General features: G+C 52.2%; 14 protein-coding genes. 4 read left to right on the top strand and 10 right to left on the bottom strand.

Annotated features, from left to right (window positions below):
- Positions 1–18: 18 nt before the first annotated feature.
- Positions 19–1,185 (bottom strand): cysteine desulfurase family protein, encoded by a 1,167-nt coding sequence (locus PSE_RS14610; protein WP_041768533.1) that lies wholly within the window; start codon positions 1,183–1,185, stop codon positions 19–21.
- Between the two features lie 328 nt (positions 1,186–1,513).
- Here PSE_RS14610 and PSE_RS14605 point away from each other — a divergent pair, with 328 nt between their 5' ends.
- Positions 1,514–2,173, top strand: coding sequence for an alpha/beta hydrolase (locus tag PSE_RS14605; protein WP_008547038.1), 660 nt, complete (start codon positions 1,514–1,516; stop codon positions 2,171–2,173).
- Positions 2,174–2,244: 71 nt separating this feature from the next.
- On the opposite strand, the gene PSE_RS14600 is transcribed toward PSE_RS14605, so the two are convergent.
- Together PSE_RS14600 and PSE_RS14595 are read right to left on the bottom strand one after the other, a co-directional pair.
- On the bottom strand, positions 2,245–2,631 hold the full coding sequence (locus PSE_RS14600; protein ID WP_008546198.1) for an NADH:ubiquinone oxidoreductase subunit NDUFA12: 387 nt from the start codon (positions 2,629–2,631) through the stop codon (positions 2,245–2,247).
- Between the two features lie 169 nt (positions 2,632–2,800).
- Positions 2,801–3,490 carry a two-component system response regulator gene (locus tag PSE_RS14595; protein WP_014285567.1) on the bottom strand — a complete coding sequence of 230 codons (690 nt, stop codon included), beginning with the start codon at positions 3,488–3,490 and terminating at the stop codon, positions 2,801–2,803.
- A gap of 698 nt (positions 3,491–4,188) precedes the next feature.
- Between PSE_RS14595 and PSE_RS14590 the strand changes: the two genes are divergently transcribed.
- The 3 genes from PSE_RS14590 to PSE_RS14580 all read left to right on the top strand — a co-directional run bounded on the left by PSE_RS14590 (position 4,189) and on the right by PSE_RS14580 (position 11,287).
- Complete coding sequence (locus PSE_RS14590) at positions 4,189–7,860, top strand: vitamin B12-dependent ribonucleotide reductase (protein ID WP_041768531.1); 3,672 nt, start codon at positions 4,189–4,191, stop codon at positions 7,858–7,860.
- A gap of 272 nt (positions 7,861–8,132) precedes the next feature.
- On the top strand, positions 8,133–9,359 hold the full coding sequence (locus tag PSE_RS14585) for a heparin lyase I family protein (protein ID WP_014285565.1): 1,227 nt from the start codon (positions 8,133–8,135) through the stop codon (positions 9,357–9,359).
- A gap of 260 nt (positions 9,360–9,619) precedes the next feature.
- Positions 9,620–11,287 (top strand): acetolactate synthase large subunit, encoded by a 1,668-nt coding sequence (locus PSE_RS14580; RefSeq protein ID WP_014285563.1) that lies wholly within the window; start codon positions 9,620–9,622, stop codon positions 11,285–11,287.
- 3 nt (positions 11,288–11,290) lie between these two features.
- Here PSE_RS14580 and PSE_RS14575 read toward each other — a convergent pair whose 3' ends face one another.
- The 7 genes from PSE_RS14575 to PSE_RS14545 all read right to left on the bottom strand — a co-directional run bounded on the left by PSE_RS14575 (position 11,291) and on the right by PSE_RS14545 (position 17,920).
- On the bottom strand, positions 11,291–11,989 hold the full coding sequence (locus tag PSE_RS14575; RefSeq protein WP_014285562.1) for an ABC transporter permease: 699 nt from the start codon (positions 11,987–11,989) through the stop codon (positions 11,291–11,293).
- A gap of 28 nt (positions 11,990–12,017) precedes the next feature.
- Positions 12,018–12,962, bottom strand: coding sequence for an ABC transporter ATP-binding protein (locus PSE_RS14570; protein ID WP_014285561.1), 945 nt, complete (start codon positions 12,960–12,962; stop codon positions 12,018–12,020).
- The gene (locus tag PSE_RS27665) at positions 12,959–13,555 is read right to left on the bottom strand and encodes an ABC transporter permease (RefSeq protein ID WP_244421386.1); all 597 of its coding nucleotides are present in this window, start codon (positions 13,553–13,555) and stop codon (positions 12,959–12,961) included. The genes PSE_RS14570 and PSE_RS27665 overlap by 4 nt, the downstream gene beginning before the upstream one ends.
- Before the next feature lie 585 nt (positions 13,556–14,140).
- Positions 14,141–15,049 carry an ABC transporter substrate-binding protein gene (locus PSE_RS14560; protein ID WP_014285559.1) on the bottom strand — a complete coding sequence of 303 codons (909 nt, stop codon included), beginning with the start codon at positions 15,047–15,049 and terminating at the stop codon, positions 14,141–14,143.
- Between the two features lie 757 nt (positions 15,050–15,806).
- Positions 15,807–16,238: a cupin domain-containing protein gene (locus PSE_RS14555; protein WP_041769018.1), complete on the bottom strand. Its 432-nt coding sequence runs from the start codon at positions 16,236–16,238 to the stop codon at positions 15,807–15,809.
- A 199-nt stretch (positions 16,239–16,437) separates the two neighbouring features.
- On the bottom strand, positions 16,438–17,313 hold the full coding sequence (locus PSE_RS14550; RefSeq protein ID WP_014285557.1) for an alpha/beta hydrolase: 876 nt from the start codon (positions 17,311–17,313) through the stop codon (positions 16,438–16,440).
- A 16-nt stretch (positions 17,314–17,329) separates the two neighbouring features.
- The gene (locus PSE_RS14545; RefSeq protein WP_014285556.1) at positions 17,330–17,920 is read right to left on the bottom strand and encodes an NADPH-dependent F420 reductase; all 591 of its coding nucleotides are present in this window, start codon (positions 17,918–17,920) and stop codon (positions 17,330–17,332) included.
- Between the last annotated feature and the right edge of the window lie 387 nt (positions 17,921–18,307).

Below are 18,307 nucleotides of genomic sequence, written 5' to 3'. Positions count from 1 at the left end.
TATTTTTATATTTGGCGCTCACCCCTTCTGTGTGGGCTTCATTCGTTTATAAATTTTCGTCCAAGCGCCTAAAAAGCGCTCAACGTCGTCTTCGGTCGTTGCCCAACCCAGGCTTACCCGGATTGCGCCCCGCGCCAGTGATTCCGGCACCCCCATCGCAAGAAGCACATGGGATGCGCCTACTTTGCCGGAAGAACAAGCTGATCCAGATGAAACTGCCACACCAAACAAATCAAAGTTGATGAGCGCGGTTTCAGCTGAAATCCCTTCAACTGCGAAACACGTCGTGTTGCCAAGACGCGCGACATCTTTACCAAAGATGATCGCATCAGGAGAGATTTGTTTCACTCTCTCCTCCATATGGTTTCGCAGGCGCAAAATTCTAGCATGTTCATCAGGATCAGTTGATTGCGCTGCCGCAACTGCAAATCCTGCAATCCCTGCTGTGTTCTCTGTGCCTGCTCTTCTCCACGACTCTTGTCCGCCACCGGTGAGCAGCGGGATTGGCCTGAAGTCACCCTTACCTAAGATAAGAGCGCCTACCCCTTGCGGACCTCCGATTTTATGGGAGGAGATCGACATGGAGTTACAGCCAATCATGGCCATGGAGATTGGTTCCTTACCTGCCATCTGGACTGCATCCACATGGAAGATGTGACCTTTATCTTCTACCAGTACACCTATTTCCTGCAGCGGCTGCAAAACACCGGTTTCGCTGTTCGCGGCCATCACGGAAATAAGAACTGTTTCATCGTCACCCAGAGCATCCAACATATTGGAAAGTTCGCCGACGATGACACGGCCTTCTTCGTCAACCGGAATGCTCTGTACGTTCTGAGCTGCAAATCGGCCACCTGCGATAACGGAGGGATGCTCGATTGCGCTCACAAAAACCTGGGTCAGAATATAGGGCTCGCCATTTTTCAACCAAGTGGGCGATAATGCCGTTACATTCGCCTCAGAAGCACCACTTGTAAAAATAATGTTTGCCGGATTGCCATCTACCAGATCTGCAATTTTGTGCCTTGCATCTTCGATGATCGCCCGGGCGCGCCGACCGCTGCTGTGAATAGAGGACGCATTGCCAGCGGCTTTATATGCTTCCTGAAGAGCTAAAAGAGATTCTTCCCTCAACGGAGCGCTGGCGTTATAGTCTAAATATGTCAGTTCGCGGTTCGTTGTCATAGTTTAACACAGAAAATGGGGTTCTTTAGTGCCCTAATTGGGTCTCTATGGAAATGGAAACCTTGATATTTTCCACGGTGCTTACGATAAGGGTTAGTGAGTTCCCTTTGAATTCGTTGAGGTCTATAACGTGAGTGCGCCGAGTTGGATATACCTTTCTCCAATAGAGGTCGATTTTCAGTGTAGTCCTTGAGATTCACCGTAGAATAATTCTAAACTGGTTCTAATAAACTTGCCCTTCGCAGTCAAGTTTAATCGACATTGATCCAGTGTACCAAAAAATCGGCGGTCATTTGCTGCCGACCAAAACAAAAGGATTTTGCAGTATATGCCTGAGGTGATCTTCAATGGCCCTGCAGGGCGGCTAGAAGGCCGTTTCCATCCAGCTAAAAAACGCAATGCTCCAATCGCATTGGTGCTTCATCTGCATCCGCAGTTCGGCGGGACGATGAACAACCAGATCATCTATCAGATGTATTACATGTTTGCGAAACGTGGCTTTGCGGTTCTGCGCTTCAACTTCCGCGGTGTCGGTCGTTCACAAGGCCAGTTCGATCATGGACAGGGCGAGTTGTCTGATGCAGCAGCAGCGCTGGACTGGGTGCAGACTGTTCATCCGGATGCGCGCGCGTGCTGGATTGCAGGCTTCTCGTTTGGTGCGTGGATTGGTATGCAGCTTCTGATGCGTCGTCCAGAAGTGGAAGGCTTCATTTCCGTTGCTCCACCAGCAAACCTGCATGACTTCTCCTTCCTTGCGCCTTGCCCGTCTTCTGGTCTCATTATTCATGGTGAGCAGGATAAGGTTGTTCCGCAGAAAGACGTTCAGGCTCTGGTCGACAAGCTGAAGACCCAAAAGGGTATCATCATCGATCACCAGGAAATGCCTGGCGCGAACCACTTCTTCGAGAACCATGTTGATGGTCTGATTGATAACTGTGCCGGTTATCTCGATCGTCGTCTCGGTTTGATCGGTGAAGACGCGATGTAATCAGCGCAGATTTTCCGAATAAAAAAAGCCCGGTCAAATGACCGGGCTTTTTTTGTAACTGATGTTCTGACTTATTCGCCAGGTGTCCAGGCGTGGTAGTCTCCGGTCACTTCCGGACGTTTTTCCGGGGTCAGGATGGAGCCTTTTGGACGGTAAGCGTTTGGTGTGCCTGTCAGATTTGGCTGGTGATCTGCTTCCCAGTCGCGCTTGACGTATTCCATCTCAGTTGGAGGCGTGTCAGTGCGGTAGTGCATCCAACCGTGCCAACCGGCAGGGATCTGGGAGGCTTCTGCGAGGTTCTTATAGATCACCCAGCGACGCTTGCCGCCACGCTCTCTATAGTACTTGTTGCCAAACTCATCGGTACCGACGAACTCACCCTTTCTCCAAGTGAAGAAGCGAGTGCCCCACGTGTCACTGTTCCACCATGTGAAGAACGTAAGCAGAAGGTGTTTCATGTGTCTGGCCTTTCCAGATCGCTGGCTTGTAAATTTTGCTGGAATATGACGAGTGTTGGCCTGCCTGTCCAGTCTTTGAGTACCGTAGTTTCAACTATTCACCGGAAGTCGCTTAAAATATCCTAGGGTCAGTTAGCAATTTCCCAATTCTGCCCCTCATTTTGCGACTTCACTTCTTGGCTCTGCGCGGCAAGTACGGGTTTTGACTGAACTTGTCTGCCGGTGAAATGTTGCCGACTTCCAGATCCTTGAGGGAAAGCGGCTCATTATCATCCCTGCTCCGCTGTCTGCGCTTCGGTGGCACCGGTTCAGATTCGGGGGCAGCTGCGTTTTCATCCTTCTGGTACTCGCGCGCTTTGTTGAGCGCTGCGAACTTGGCCTGATTCTGTTCCAGACGCCTTGCCGTGCCATCAATGATGAAACCACCATCCTCATTGCGTATGAACTGACGGCGATCCTTACAGATTGATTCCAGCGACTTCTTCAGCACTGCGGAGGAAATAGGTGTCACCAGCAGATGGTGGGCCCCTGCTTCCATGGCGCGGGTTACGAGCGCACGGGTGCCGTAAGCAGTGATGAAGACGAGCGGAACGTTGATGAGTTCAGGGATTCGGCCTGAGCGCATCAGCTTTAAAAGCTGGAAGCCGCTGACCGGTTTCATCTCCCATCCGGACAACACTATATCTGGTGGGTCCGAGATAAGCATCGGCAATGCATCCTTGGGACTGTCATAGACACGTACGCGCCCCAGCTTCAGGGTGCCTAATATGCCCCTTAGGATTGCTTGGGTGGGTTTTGACTGTTCCACAAGAACCACATCTAACTGAGAAATGTCCTTGCCGAAGGAGGTGTGATGCATATCTGCTCGCTAATTTAACCTAACCAGATACTGAAGGTAATTGAGAAACTATATATGATCTCTCCATACAACTACTGCGTAAAATTGCGTGGGGTGCACAGACTTTTTTACCTGCGATTTTTTGTGATCCACTGAATAATTTTTCCGAAAAATATCCCCCAGAAAAAATGAGGTTGAGTTTGCTTTTTCGCTTGGCTTTGCGGAAATGGCAGGGTTCTGCTGCCTGTGCCCCATTTCGGACATACTTGAAGCTCCACACAATCCACACAGATTACAATATTTGGTGTTCCGATCCCTCTTATGCACACAAGCAGTGGACAGATCGACCTTGACGATGGTTTCCGATTCAATCTAGTTTGAGGTCGAAATCAAGACGTGTTCAGGATAGTGCGGCCTCGGCCGGGAGTTCACCTAATTTAAGTAGCTTCGAGTGCTAGGAGTTGGATTTATTTTCAGTTCCGGCGGTCGCTTTTTTTTGCCAATTGCAAGCTAAATATTGTGTTAATATATTATCGACACACTAGATATTGTGATAGCATCAGATTGCGTACCACTTTGCCTGCGTTAACTAGTATAAATACCAGATGGCGGATTAGTCGAAACCGGCGGCGGATTTTTGATTAAAATCTTAGCTATCTGATCTCTCAAAACCGAGATGCGCCGCGGTGGCCTTCACCGGGTGCGATAAGGGGCTAAATATGAGAATTGAGCGCCGATATACTGCGGAAGGACAATCCCCCTACGCAGATATTGAATTCTGCAATGCCACAAGTGAGATCCGTAACCCAGACGGGTCCGTTGTGTTTCGCCTTGAGAACATTCAGGTTCCAAAGCAATTCTCTCAGGTTGCCTCAGACATTCTTGCTCAGAAGTATTTCCGTAAGGCGGGTGTGCCTGCAAAGCTGAAGGCCGTTGAAGAAAACACGATCCCTTCCTGGCTGTGGCGCAAAACTGCAGACGACAAGGCGCTGAACAAGCTGCCTAAAGACAAGCGTTTCGGTTCTGAAACCGACAGTCGTCAGGTCTTCGATCGTCTGGCAGGCACCTGGACATACTGGGGCTGGAAAGGCGGATACTTTGACAGCGAAGCTGATGCGCAGGCGTTCTATGACGAACTGCGGTACATGCTCGCCACTCAGAAAGTTGCGCCAAACTCCCCGCAGTGGTTCAACACCGGCCTGCACTGGGCTTACGGCATTGATGGCCCAAGCCAGGGTCACCATTACGTTGACTTTGAAACCGGCAAGCTGACCCGCTCTGCGACCGCCTATGAGCATCCGCAGCCGCATGCTTGCTTCATTCAGTCCGTTGACGATGATCTGGTGAATGAGAACGGCATCATGGACCTGTGGGTTCGTGAAGCGCGTCTGTTCAAATATGGTTCCGGCACCGGCACCAACTTCTCTTCTCTGCGTGCAAGCGGTGAGCGTCTGGCAGGTGGCGGCAAGTCCTCCGGCCTGATGAGCTTCCTGAAGATCGGCGACCGTGCAGCGGGCGCGATCAAGTCCGGCGGCACCACCCGCCGTGCGGCGAAGATGGTTGTGGTCGACATCGACCATCCGGATATCGAAGAGTTTGTGTCCTGGAAGGTGCATGAGGAACAGAAGGTTGCGGCGATCGTAACAGGTTCCAAAGTCTGTCAGAAGCACCTTCAGGCTGTGATGAAAGCTTGCGTCAACTGCGAAGGCAGCGGTGACGATTGCTTTGATCCGAAAAAGAACCCTGCCCTGAAGCGCGAAATGCGCGCTGCTAAGAAGGCAATGGTTCCTGAAAACTACATCCAGCGTGTGGTTCAGTTCGCACGTCAGGGCTACAAAACCATTGAATTCCCAACCTACAACACAGACTGGGATTCTGAGGCATACCTGACCGTTTCCGGCCAGAACTCTAACAACTCCGTTCGCGTGACTGATGGCTTCCTTAAAGCTGTTACCGCTGATGGTGAGTGGGATCTGATTGGCCGTATTGACGGTGAAACCAAGAAGACCATCAAAGCTGCTGAGCTTTGGGAGCAGATTGGTTACGCGGCATGGGCATCTGCTGACCCAGGCCTGCAGTACCACACCACCATCAATGAGTGGCACACCTGCCCACAGGGCGGCGAGATCCGCGCATCCAACCCATGTTCTGAATACATGTTCCTGGATGACACCGCGTGTAACCTGGCGTCTCTGAACCTGCTGCAGTTCCGTCAGGATGACGGTCAGTTCGACTTTGACAAGTTTGAGCATGCGACCCGCCTCTGGCAGATCGTGCTTGAGATCTCCGTCATGATGGCGCAGTTCCCATCCAAGCAGATTGCAGAGCTGTCCTACGAATACCGCACCACTGGTCTGGGCTACGCCAACATCGGCGGCCTGCTGATGACCTCCGGTATTGCTTATGACAGTGACGAAGGCCGCGCGCTGTGTGGTGCAATCACCGCGATCATGACCGGTGTATGTTACGCCACTTCCGCTGAAATGGCTGGTGAGCTGGGTGCGTTCCCTCGTTATGAGGAAAACGCGAAGGACATGCTGCGCGTGATCCGCAACCACCGCCGCGCCGCTCACAGCGATACGCAGGGTTATGAGAAACTCAGCACTCTGCCTGTTCCTCTGGATGCTGCCAACTGCCCGCAGGCTGACCTTGTTGAACGTGCCCGTCTGGCATGGGACAAGGCGCTGAAACTGGGTGAGAAGCACGGTTACCGCAACGCGCAGACCACTGTTATCGCGCCAACCGGCACCATCGGTCTGGTGATGGACTGTGACACCACTGGTATTGAGCCTGACTTCGCGCTGGTGAAGTTCAAAAAGCTTGCTGGTGGCGGTTACTTCAAAATCATCAACCGCGCTGTGCCTGAAGCTCTTCGCGCTCTGGGGTACTCTGAAGCTGAAATTGGCGAGATCGAAGCTTACGCTGTTGGTCACGGTTCCATTGCTCAGGCTCCGGCAATCAATGAGGCCAGCCTGAAGGCAAAAGGCTTTGATGATGAAGCGCTTGAAAAACTCGCTGGTGCACTTGGCTCTGCCTTCGACATCAAGTTCGTGTTCAACCGCTGGACCCTTGGTGACGATCTGCTGACTGGCAAGCTGGGCGTTTCTGCTGAGCAGCTTGAAGACATGGAGTTTGATCTCCTCTCCCACATGGGCTTCAGCAAAGCAGACATTGAAGCGGCAAACACCCATGTTTGTGGTGCAATGACCCTGGAAGGTGCACCGCATCTGAAGGAAGAGCATTACCCAGTGTTTGACTGTGCGAACCCATGTGGCCGCATTGGTAAGCGCTTCCTGTCCGTGGACAGCCACATCAAGATGATGGCAGCGGCTCAGCCGTTCATCTCCGGTGCGATTTCCAAGACCATCAACATGGCAAACACTGCCAGCGTTGAGGATTGTAAAGACGCCTACATGCTCTCCTGGAAGCTTGGCCTTAAAGCGAATGCGCTTTACCGCGATGGTTCCAAGCTGTCTCAGCCGCTGAACGCTCAGCTGCTGGAAGACGATGAGGATGATGCAGAAGACACCGTTGATGACATCCTCGCACAGCCACAGGCTGCACGTGCGGAAGCTGTTGCAGAACGTGTTGTTGAGCGCATCGTTGAGCGTGCTGTTCGCAATCGTGAAAAGCTGCCAAACCGCCGCAAAGGCTACACTCAGAAGGCTTCCGTTGGTGGCCACAAAGTGTACCTGACAACCGGCGAATACGAAGATGGCCGCATCGGCGAGATCTTCATCGACATGCACAAGGAAGGCGCTGCGTTCCGCTCGTTGATGAACAACTTCGCGATCGCGATCTCTCTTGGCCTGCAGTACGGCGTGCCGCTTGAAGAGTACGTAGACGCATTCACCTTCACCCGTTTTGAGCCGGCTGGCATGGTGATGGGTAACGATGCGATCAAGAATGCAACATCCATTCTTGACTACATCTTCCGTGAGCTGGCTGTGTCTTATCTGGGTCGTAACGATCTGGCACACGTTCCACCGGAAGCGCTGGACAGCGCAACCTCTACCTCCCGCTCTTCTGCTGAAGGTCAGGGTGATGAAGGTGGACCGGCTATCGTGTCTCACGGCCTTGTTCGTGGTCAGACCGAGAAGTTCCGTCTGGTTCCAGGTGGTGATCCAGCTGTTCAGCTGGCCGGTGCAATCACAGCTCAGTCTGATGCCATTGCAACCGCATTCCAGCGTGGCGGCGAAGCAACCGCAACAGCAACTGTTGGCACAGCAACTCCAGCTGCTGCACAACCATCCGTTGCCAGCCAGGTCGCTCAGGCCCGCATGAAGGGCTATGAGGGTGAAAGCTGCGCAGAATGCGGCAACTTCACCATGGTTCGCAACGGCACCTGCCTGAAATGCGACACCTGCGGCTCCACAAGCGGCTGTAGCTGATTGAAACCTGAGATCAGCGCGAGATAACTCCGCTGATCTTTGACACCTGATTACAAAAAAGGCCCTGAGCTTCGGTTCGGGGCCTTTTTTGTGTTTACAATTTGGAAAATGCCAAACATCGCATCACTAACTTCGCAAATGAAATGGACGTTGCCGATCAGGCTTATTTGACAGCAGCCTAATGCATTTCGCCAACTTGAAACTCACTAATTTTTCATACGGGCTAAGCGTGATTTACTTGAGCTGATTTCATTCATATTTTCAGGTGTTTCATGTCCCTCTTAAAATTCTTTTCTGCATTTTCTGCTGTTTGCTTGCTCATACTCGTTTCACAATCAAATGCGGTGTTGGCCGATCAGAAGTCAGAGATCGCATGTGTCCAGACCTTTCTTGATTTCTGGAAGTTAAAACCGGGACCAATCGACGGCGCTCTTGGAGCTAAAACAGTTAGAGCCTCTAAGGCTTTTCAGGAAAAAAGAGGTGGTGGCCTCCCTACTCTTTCCAGCGAGACTACTTATGAGTGGTGCCAGCATGCCCTTGTTTCGCGCCAATTTGCACGGTTGTTGGCAGGCGACAAGCAACCAGTAAAGTCATTCAGTTATGCAAAACCAAGACTCAGCGACATCTTTATAGGAGGTCATGGGAGTAGGTATGAGCAAGCAAAACGAAACATCAAAAACCCTAGAGCACTGGAGCTTGTGCCTCTTGCTGATGGAAGTGCAGCGGCCCGTATTGCTGTAAACTATGAAGACAAAGGACATCCTGATGATTGGCTAGAGCTCAAACAACCGGGAATGACACAGCGATATGAGTTGACTGAAAAACGCAAGTTGTTTCAGCGACCCGGCCAAACTTATTGGCACCGTATTTCGATATTCATTCCCGCAGGTACCCACATTAAAGATCATGTCACACTGTTTGGCATGCACCCGTGGGGGAAGACTATTGGTCTAGACCCTGTGTTTTATCTCATGATTGCGCACGACTGGTTACGCTTCCAGCACACCCTAGATGAAAGCTTTAAATGTGTTGTCGGACCAAGCTGGCGAGGCGGAGATGTCTCTTATTGTGATGCTGATATTACTATTGAGCGGCTCAAGCCTGTCTACAAAATAACCGGCAAATGGATAACGTTGGTGTCCCGTGTTTACTGGGGCAGTAAGCAAGGCACCTATCATTTGTGGATGAATAATGAGCTAGTCTTAGGTGTGAAAGGTCCAACCCATCCCCCCCGCACCATTTCGATCGGAAACAAGTTTGGAGTGTTGAGGGGCTATTATGAAACGCATGGCACGCCTTCCCCAGATCTCTCTATTTACTTTTCGAAGATAGGTCGGGCCAAAGATTGCAAGAGCCTGGAGCTTTTGAACTGCGCACAGTTTGAAGCAGACATCAAAACCTTTGGTAAGTTTACCGTTCACAGTACCAAGAAACTCATCACCCGCGAGATGAGTAAGTATTTGAAAAAAGGTGGTCGCGTTAGGTACCGAATGTATTAGCGCTGGTCTGTTCGCTGCTCGAACAGACATGACCCATCATATCAGGATAAAGCGCGATCTGGGTGCTCTGAAAGACAAGAAAGTACGTATCTCTTTAATAAAACAGGAGAAACAGGAGATGGTAGATGATTTACTATCTGCCGCTTCCCTCTAATTCCCAAGATTGTGGGCGCGAACTGTTCACTTTAGGCTGGCGGTGAGTGTCAGGTTTTTCCACCTGCCCCGCCAAAACAACGCCTTGACTGAATGGAGGCCTTCTTATGCCTGAGACTGCACCGAAAGCGCCGATGAAAGCTTCTGATCTTCTTGTGGCGGCACTGGAGGCGGAAGGGGTTGAGTACGTTTTTGCCGTTCCCGGCGAAGAAAACCTCGATATCGTTGAATCGCTGCGCACATCAACGATTGAGTTGGTACTCAACCGGCATGAGCAAGGCGCAGGCTTTATGGCAGCGACTTATGGGCGTCTGACGGGCAAGGCTGGTGTATGTATGGCAACGCTTGGGCCCGGCGCCACCAATCTGGCGACACCTGCGGCATACGCCTACCTTGGCGGGATGCCGCTGATCATGATAACAGGTCAAAAGCCGATCAAGCAATCCAAACAAGGACAGTTTCAGATCGTTGATATCGTGAGCCTTTATGAGCCGATCACGAAGATGTCGAAGGCCATTATCAACGGGAACACCATCCCTGCCCTTGTTCGTGAAGCCTTTCGGGTCGCGGAAGAAGAACGTCCCGGCACGGTACTTCTGGAGCTGCCGGAAGACATTGCAATCGAAGAAACGGATGAGCCACTGCTGCTGCCTCATCCGCGATACTATGCCATTGCTGGCGATACGGTGCTAGATGAAGCTGCGGAGATGATCCGCGACGCCAAGATGCCACTGCTCCTTTTAGGTGCTGGTGCAAACCGGAAGGATGCGCACGCTGCGCTGAGTGCGTTTGCTGAAAAAACACAGATTCCGTTCTTTAATACCCAGATGGGCAAAGGGGTGATCGATGAGCGCTCTGATCTGTTTTTGGGAACGGCAGCGTTATCTGATGGTGACTACATCCACTGCGCAATCGCGCGGGCGGATCTTATTATCAATGTGGGCCATGACGTGGTTGAGAAGCCCCCTTTCCTGATGGAGCCTGGCGGTACGAAGGTCATTCACTTGAACTATAAGGCCGCGCAGGTGGATCAGGTTTATTTCCCTCAGGTGGAAGTGGTTGGTGATCTTGCAAAATCCATTACGCGTCTAGGAGATATCCTCGGCGGACCGCTGGAATTTGATCGCAGCTATTTTGAGCGCATCAAAAAGGAAACGGACCTGCACACCTCAGAAGGGTCCGATGTCTCCCGCTTTCCAGTGATCCCACAACGGTTTGTGGCGGATACCCGTAGGGTGATGGGAGATGACGACATCATCGCCCTGGATAATGGCATCTACAAAATTTGGTATGCCCGTAATTACAAGGCTCATAAGCCCAACACCATTCTTCTGGACAACGCGCTGGCGACCATGGGCGCAGGTCTGGCGTCTGCCATGATGGCTGCCAAGCTTAATCCGGATAAGCGGGTCATGGCGATTTGCGGAGATGGCGGCTTCATGATGAACAGCCAGGAGATGGAGACCGCCGTTCGTGAAAAGCTCAATCTGGTGGTCGTTGTACTTGATGACAGGTCATACGGCATGATCCGCTGGAAGCAGGCCCATGCCGGTTTCCCTGACTGGGGCCTGCAATTCGGTAACCCAGATTTCGTTGCCTATGTAAACAGCTATGGTGCCACTGGCCATCGTATCACCCGCACAGAAGATCTGGTTCCCACGTTCGAGAAAGCCTTCGAGGCTGGCGGCGTGCATCTGGTGGATGTCCCCGTTGATTACAGTGAGAACCAACGGGTTCTGATTGATGAACTGGCGGCAAAGACCTGCTTGATTTAGCCGTTAGTGAGCCAATCCAAGGCGTTTTTGGAAGAAGGCTTCCAGCTGGGTGAGTGCGTCGTAGATCAGGACGGCGAACAGGCCGACGATGAGGCCGCCTTGCAGGACGTAGGCGGTGTTATTGGTGAGCAGGCCGGCGATGATGACCTCTCCCAGTGTGCGAGCTGCAACAGTTGAACCGATTGTGGCTGTACCGATGGCGATGACGACTGATAGGCGGATACCCGTGAGGATCAATGGGAGTGCCAAAGGGAGCTCCACCTGAAACAGGCGCTGGCGACGGCTGAGGCCTATTCCTCTGGCAGCTTCCATTGTGGCGGGTGGCAGAGTTGAAAGGCCGGTCATAGTGTTTTCAAAGATCGGCAGGATGCCATAAAGAAACAAGGCGACCAGCGTTGGGCCTGAGCCGAACCCCAGCATAGGTACAGCCAGCGCAAGCACGGCAACGGGTGGGAATGTCTGCCCCATATTCGCGATTGTACGGGAGAGTGGCAGAAAGGCTTTGCCCGACGGTCTTGTCACAAGGATAGCCAACAACACAGCTACAATGATCGCAGCCACTGATGCAGCCGCGACTATGCCAAGGTGGCTCAACGAGAGCGACAGAAGTGAAGCACGGTCGTAGATGATTGCAGCGCCTTGTGGTGCAAATGGCGCGAACATGGGTTCGAACCACTCAGGACGCAAAACAAGCGCCAGCATCAAGGCACAAACGACAGCTCTCAGGAGGTTAACCCAGCTCATGGGTGCCCTCCGCTCTGGACCGGATTGCCTTCAGAGTCACATGACCGATCAGAGCGCCATTTCGTTCTACTGGGACAGCATCTCTTCCACTCCACAGACACGCAGACAAAGCCTCTCGTAGGTTCGCCATCTCATCTATAGGCTCACCCTCAGCAGTTCCGTCCTCCAGAATGTCAGAGATGGGTAGCAAAGACAGCAAGCGGAGTGGTCGATCAACGCCGCCAACCATTTCTGCAACAAAGTCCGTCGCTGGGTTGCTGATGATCTCTGCAGGGGTTCCATGCTGGACCAGACGTCCCTGATCCATAACCGCGACCTGATCCCCCAGCTGGATGGCCTCTTCCATGTCGTGCGTCACAAGAAGGATTGTGGAGCCAAGAGTACGCTGAATGCGGTGCAGGTCTGCCTGGGCTCTTGTGCGGATGATGGGATCGAGCGCACCGAATGGTTCATCCATGAGCAGAAGATCCGGACGGGATGCCAGAGCACGGGCGACCCCGACACGTTGCTGCTGTCCGCCTGAAAGTTCTGCCGGATAGCGACCGCGAAACTCCTCGGGTGGCATCGAGAACAGATCGAGGAGTTCGTCGACCCGATCCTGTGTCTTTGCCTTGTCCCATCCCAGCAGCCTTGGAACAGTGCCAATGTTGCGGGCAACGGTGTGGTGCGGAAAGAGGCCGTGCCCCTGAATGGCGTAGCCTATCCGTCTGCGCAGCGCATTCTTCGCCATGCCCGTTGTTGGCTCTCCGTTGATCCGCACTTCGCCTGAAGTTGGTTCAACAAGGCGGTTGATCATGCGCAGCAGCGTGCTTTTGCCGGAGCCGGACGTGCCGACAATGGCGGTGATCGTTGCGCTCTCAATGGTCATTGAAACGGCATCAACAGCAGGGCGATCCTCATAGATCTTTGTGATGTTGTCGATCTCAATCATTGATGCCTCATTGTGTTTGGCTGGGCGAGCTCGACCAGAATGTCCATTGTGATCGCAGAGATCAGAGCCAGTGCAACTGTTGGCAAGGCTCCAAGCAGGATCAGATCTGTTGCGGTTTGATTGAGGCCCTGGAAAACAAAGGTTCCAAAGCCACCGCCGCCAATCAGTCCGGCGATGACAGCAAGGCCGATGTTCTGCACCAGAACAATTCGGATGCCTGCGAGCATGACAGGTAGGCCAAGTGGCAACTGGACTTGTAACAGTCGTTGATTGCGTGTCATCCCCATACCGCGCGCTGCATCCATTGCCGCCGGTGGAGCCGCCTCCAGCCCTGCAACGGTGTTGGCAACAACTGGCAGCAATGAATAGATGACAAGCGCCAGAAAGGCCGGGAGAAATCCAATCCCGGCCACGCCCAGTTCCCGCGCACCGGGCACTGTTGTACCAACCCATGCCAAAATCGGGATCATGATACCGAACATGGCGAGCGAGGGAATTGTCTGAAGAAAGCTGAGTATCGGCAGCACTGCACTGCGCAGATTTTCGTTTCGGTGGCTCAGAACACCAAGCGGGAAGCCGATGGCTGCGGCCACAGCCAAAGAACCGAAGGCTAAATCCTAAATGCCGTCCTGCAGCATCAAAGAAGGCATCCTGTCTGCTGGCGTATTCTTTGAAGATGGAAAGGTCAGTCAAAGCCCCTGACCACAGGATCAGGGCCAGAGTCGCTATCGTCCCAATCAAGAGCGCACCTCGCGTGAGCGGACCGGGGGCGAGATACGACAACGCATCAGCTGCGAGCAATAGCAGGATCGCAAAGAGGAACCAGAACCCGCTTCCTAAAGACACCCTTGCATACGTCCCTGCCCCTTGCAGGAGCGTTTCACTGCCTTGCATGAGCAACCAGACCAAAGCGGCTATGCCCAAGGCTGAACCCGCCAATCGCAGCTTGGGCAGAGTGGCAGGCAGGCCCAGAACAAGGCTCAGGGCTATGACGATCAGCCCGGGACCCGTCACTTCCGGTGCAGCAACTGCCCAGACAGGGATACCTTCACCTGCAACGATCCGGTTGGCGGCAAGCGTCAGAAAAGGTGCGAACAAGGCAAAAAGCCCCAGAACCGCGAACAAAAGTCCGGGCCCTGAGACTGTCGATTTGATCCTGCTAGGCATAACGTGGGTAATTAGTCCAGAACACCAGTCTTGGTCAGATAGTCCTTCGCCACTACTGCGGCTGGCTCACCACCAACCTGAATGCGGCCATTGAGTTCCTGAAGCGTTGCCAGATCCAGACCAGCAAAGATTGGGTTCAAAACATCAGCAACCTGCGGATACTCTTTCAGGGTTTCGCTGCGGATGACCGGTGCTGGCTCGTAGACTGGCTGAACGCCCTTGTCGTCGGTCATCACCACAAGACCTGTTGCTGCAACGCCGCCATCAGTGCCATAGGCCATGGCGGCATTCACACCGGAGGTTCCACGTGCTGCTGCCTGAATGGTTGCAGCGGTATCACCGCCAGAAAGAACAACTGTCTGATCTGGAGAGAGTTTGAAGCCATAAGCTTCCTGCATTGCTGGCAGAACGGCTGGGGACGATACGAACTCAGTTGAAGCAGCCAGTTTGACATCACCACCTTTTGCAACCCATGCGCCGAAATCTGACATGGTGGCAAGATTGTTCTGGCTTGCCAGAGCACCGGTTACGGCAATCGCCCAGGTGTTGTTCGCTGGAGCTGGCTGCAGCCAGACCAGACCGTTTTTCTCACCATCCAGCTCAGCTGCACGGGCATAGCCGGCCTTTGCATCTTTCCAGATATTGCTGTCTGCTTCGTTGTGGAAGTATGCGGCATTGCCAGTGTATTCCGGATAGATATCAATCTGATCCGCCAGCAGCGCTTCACGCACCACTTGCGTGCCACCGAGCTGCAAACGACGCTCAACAGGCAGGCCAGCATCTTCAAGTGCTAGAGCAATGATGTTTCCGAGGAGGCCACCTTCTGTATCAATTTTGGAAGAAACAACGATTTCAGCGTGAGCCGCAACTGTGAGGGCTCCGGTCATGCCGATTGCAGCAAGAATTCGATTAAGTGTCATAGCGAAGTAAGCTCCTCAAAGCTCTCTGTTTTTGGCAATGCAATTTGAATTTTTGATTATGGGAAGAATGTGACGTTCGTGAAAGGACGATTGTCCTAAATTTGCGGATGCCCGATGGAATCGATTTCGCAAATTCCTTTGAATGTCACCTGAGAATTCTCCTAGCTCCGCGGCTATGTTTGCCTTCCAGCACGCTCTTGTGGGCCAAACTTGGCTTTGAGCTGTGCTAAGGAAATATCCATATAGGTAACCGCTTGCCACCAGACAACCGGAGCCCACCGCAAATTTCCGATTAATCCATTGTTCTTGCTGTCTGTCAGTTTCTCAGCATAAACGCAGCTCAGCCCTCACCGCAAGGTTTTGCATTAGTTGACTTCACAACCAAAACCTACCAATGATCTTTATGATGATATTGGAACACAATCAATAAACTTGGGTACTCAGGTTTGAGTGTATGCTAAACCTGTTTTGCCAATCGTGCTTATCATTAAAGAGGTAAGCAGATTGAACTATTGAAGCAAGTTGGGCTACTTCCATTTAACAAGCAGCCCCAGCACTCTTGAGAGAGTACCAGGGCGAGGTGTTGCAGCGAGCTGCAATGACTGGGAGATGTGTTGTCATCAAACAGGCTGTAAGTTGAGGAACTTGCAGGTCAGCTTGGAGGCACACTCAGTTCTTGTTGTTATGGGAGTAACAAGTTGCTTTCACACGGTTGCTGAGCAGGTTGCTCTGTTATGAGCGGTGGCCTGCTTCTAACTCATTGAGGGAAGGCAATGTCGCGGGTGCCGTTGAAGTCGAGCACGTTGATGCAGACTTCCGGGCCGGCACAGCGATCTGAGTGAACGTCATCTGCTTTGATGCGGACGAATGCGTTTTGTGCAGTGATTACTTCTCTGCCTTCCTCATCGGTATGTGCCCAGTTTCCCTGAATTGCCATACCCCAGTAGTCGTGGGAGTGCGTGTGGGGTGGGATGCCGACCCCCGGCTGAATGCGGAAAGCATAAACTGCGCTGCCGTCTTCTTCCTTGCCCCACAAGACGGCCATTTCAGCCCCTTCCAGCCCTGTTTCCTGCCATGCCACATCATCAAATTTGAAGATGTGTTTTTCCTCTGCCGCTTGAGCTGATGCCAATAAACTCACCATTGTTGCTGCGGTGAAAACTCCGGTCGTTACTTGCTTCATAAACATGGGTTTGTCTCCATTTTTTTGAGAGTTCAGCTGCTCTGATTTTAAAAGTATGGACAGCTGTTTGCGGTGCAGGTTGATGGGGCCTGCACATTGTTTCAGAAGGCAAATCGGTGAGGCTGCGCACAAGGCGCACTCCTTCATTGGCAGAACACCACTGTTGCTGCCTTCCATTCATTTTGTTGTTTTGCGGATCAGTCGCTCAAAGAACTCGTAACAAGAACTCGACTGCCTGTGACACGGTGGCCTTCACGATCTCAGGATTATCGTAGATATCCGTCTGCCCTTCTGACGTAACAACTGCTTGTTCTTTAGGCCCTGGCACTGCCTTGTAGAACTTATCTGCCCACGATGGGTTGAGGGCATTGGGCCCGTGCACCATGAGAAAAGGCGTCCTGATGTGCGGCGCGGCACTTTGTACGTCAAACTCCAGAAAATACTCGCGCGACATGACAGCGAAGCGATTTTCGTAGTTCGGATGAACGGCTCGCTTTGTGTAATAGTCGAATGTGGATTGCATCGTCATAGCAGCATCCTGGCTCAACGCTGCTGCAGGGATGGTTTCGACATAGCTTGTCGCCTCGTAATGCATCCGTGCCTTCTTGCCCTGCGCAACTTTGTCGGCAAAGCCTATTGGATCAGCAGCTTTCATGGCTTCGACATCACGGTAGTATCCCGCAATCCCAACAAAACCGCGAATGTCCGACCGGTTTGCAATTGCATGCGCCATGTAACCACATCCAAGGCAGATGCCGACTGCACCTATCTGATGCGAGGCAACTTCAGGCTGAGCTGATAGGGCATGAAACGCTGCTTCGAGATCCGCAATCTTGTCCTTATAGAACTCATAGTGCCTTGGTTCCCCGGCGCTTTCGCCAAAGTGGCGATGGTCAAACGCCAATGCGGCAATACCCTGTTTGGCCAACTCAGTAGCATAGGTTCCCGTCACTTGCTCCTTTACGGATGTCATTGGGCCGCACGTTACGACAGCGGGGTGAACACCTTTACTGGAAGGCAAGTGGAGATTGCCAATGAGTTGATCTCCTGCAACATCAAAGCTGATCCTTTTAATCGGCATCTTTAGAGCCTCTCATCTAACCACGATGGTACAGAAATGCTGCGTTGGTTCCTCCGCCTTGTCCAACAGCCAGCTCAATATTCAGGTGTGCTATTGCTTCCAGATAACGTCCAACCATCAACTTGTTGGCTGTGACAGGTGCAAAACCGATGCTTTTTGCGAAGTCAGCAACCGTCTTAACCGCATCATCGAGGTCGGAAGCGACGAAGACTGTCACTGCACTGCCATTGCGCGAAAGACCTTCGGTACTCATGATGTCTGCGAAGACTGTGTTGAAGGCTTTTACAATTTTGGAGTTCGGCAAGAGCTTTGCGATCTCTTCTCCGGCTGAGGTGTTTTCTCCCAGCATACGTGGCGACCAATCGTCATTGAGAGGGTTTGTTGCATCAATCACAATCTTCCCGGCAAGCAACTCGCTCAACGGTTTCAGTGCATCTTCCACGGCGTGATAATGGACGGCGATGAGGACGATATCACCGTGTCTGGATGCATCAACAAGTGAGGTTTCTCCTTTACGGCTGCCAACCAACACATCATGTCCTGCTGCGCGGGCCAGTTCTGCAAGGCGTGTGCCGACGTTGCCTGCACCTAAGATTCCGATTTTCATCTGCTGCTCCAGTCTTGCTTCAAGATGGAGTATAAATCTGCAATCTGGTATCTATAGTCAATTAGGTACCTGATGGTAACTATGTGCATTTTTTAGCTTTAGTGATAGGAATTGAGAGCGAGCCGAAAGCTAAACGAAGGTGACTTGCTCATTTTAAAGCTAGCTATTTCAATTAGTTATAATGAAAGAAAAGCATGCGATGGAGCGTGTCTATTTTTGAGATTAGAATTTCACCCACCCCTGTTGTTGCTCGCTTAATGCATCAATTTTTGATGGAGTTGATAGGTGCAATGAACGCGAATTAGCACCTTATTGGAGGCGTTACTGGGATGATTTGATTGAGCAGACGCGATGGGCGCGATGTGATGTGCAGCAGTTCGTTTCTGC

Origin of the sequence: Pseudovibrio sp. FO-BEG1, from assembly GCF_000236645.1 — a bacterium.
In the GTDB taxonomy this organism is placed as follows: domain Bacteria; phylum Pseudomonadota; class Alphaproteobacteria; order Rhizobiales; family Stappiaceae; genus Pseudovibrio.
Note: the sequence above shows the minus strand (reverse complement) of the source record. Positions and strands in the feature narration are given on the sequence as shown.

Bases quoted from the DNA above. Each gene is read 5' to 3' on its own strand.
- PSE_RS14610 (WP_041768533.1), bottom strand. From the start codon at position 1,185: ATGACAACGAACCGCGAACTGACATATTTAGACTATAACGCCAGCGCT.
- PSE_RS14605 (WP_008547038.1), top strand. From the start codon at position 1,514: ATGCCTGAGGTGATCTTCAATGGCCCTGCAGGGCGGCTAGAAGGCCGT.
- PSE_RS14600 (WP_008546198.1), bottom strand. From the start codon at position 2,631: ATGAAACACCTTCTGCTTACGTTCTTCACATGGTGGAACAGTGACACG.
- PSE_RS14595 (WP_014285567.1), bottom strand. From the start codon at position 3,490: ATGCATCACACCTCCTTCGGCAAGGACATTTCTCAGTTAGATGTGGTT.
- PSE_RS14590 (WP_041768531.1), top strand. From the start codon at position 4,189: ATGAGAATTGAGCGCCGATATACTGCGGAAGGACAATCCCCCTACGCA.
- PSE_RS14585 (WP_014285565.1), top strand. From the start codon at position 8,133: ATGTCCCTCTTAAAATTCTTTTCTGCATTTTCTGCTGTTTGCTTGCTC.
- PSE_RS14580 (WP_014285563.1), top strand. From the start codon at position 9,620: ATGCCTGAGACTGCACCGAAAGCGCCGATGAAAGCTTCTGATCTTCTT.
- PSE_RS14575 (WP_014285562.1), bottom strand. From the start codon at position 11,989: ATGCTGGCGCTTGTTTTGCGTCCTGAGTGGTTCGAACCCATGTTCGCG.
- PSE_RS14570 (WP_014285561.1), bottom strand. From the start codon at position 12,962: ATGATTGAGATCGACAACATCACAAAGATCTATGAGGATCGCCCTGCT.
- PSE_RS14560 (WP_014285559.1), bottom strand. From the start codon at position 15,049: ATGACACTTAATCGAATTCTTGCTGCAATCGGCATGACCGGAGCCCTC.
- PSE_RS14555 (WP_041769018.1), bottom strand. From the start codon at position 16,238: ATGTTTATGAAGCAAGTAACGACCGGAGTTTTCACCGCAGCAACAATG.
- PSE_RS14550 (WP_014285557.1), bottom strand. From the start codon at position 17,313: ATGCCGATTAAAAGGATCAGCTTTGATGTTGCAGGAGATCAACTCATT.
- PSE_RS14545 (WP_014285556.1), bottom strand. From the start codon at position 17,920: ATGAAAATCGGAATCTTAGGTGCAGGCAACGTCGGCACACGCCTTGCA.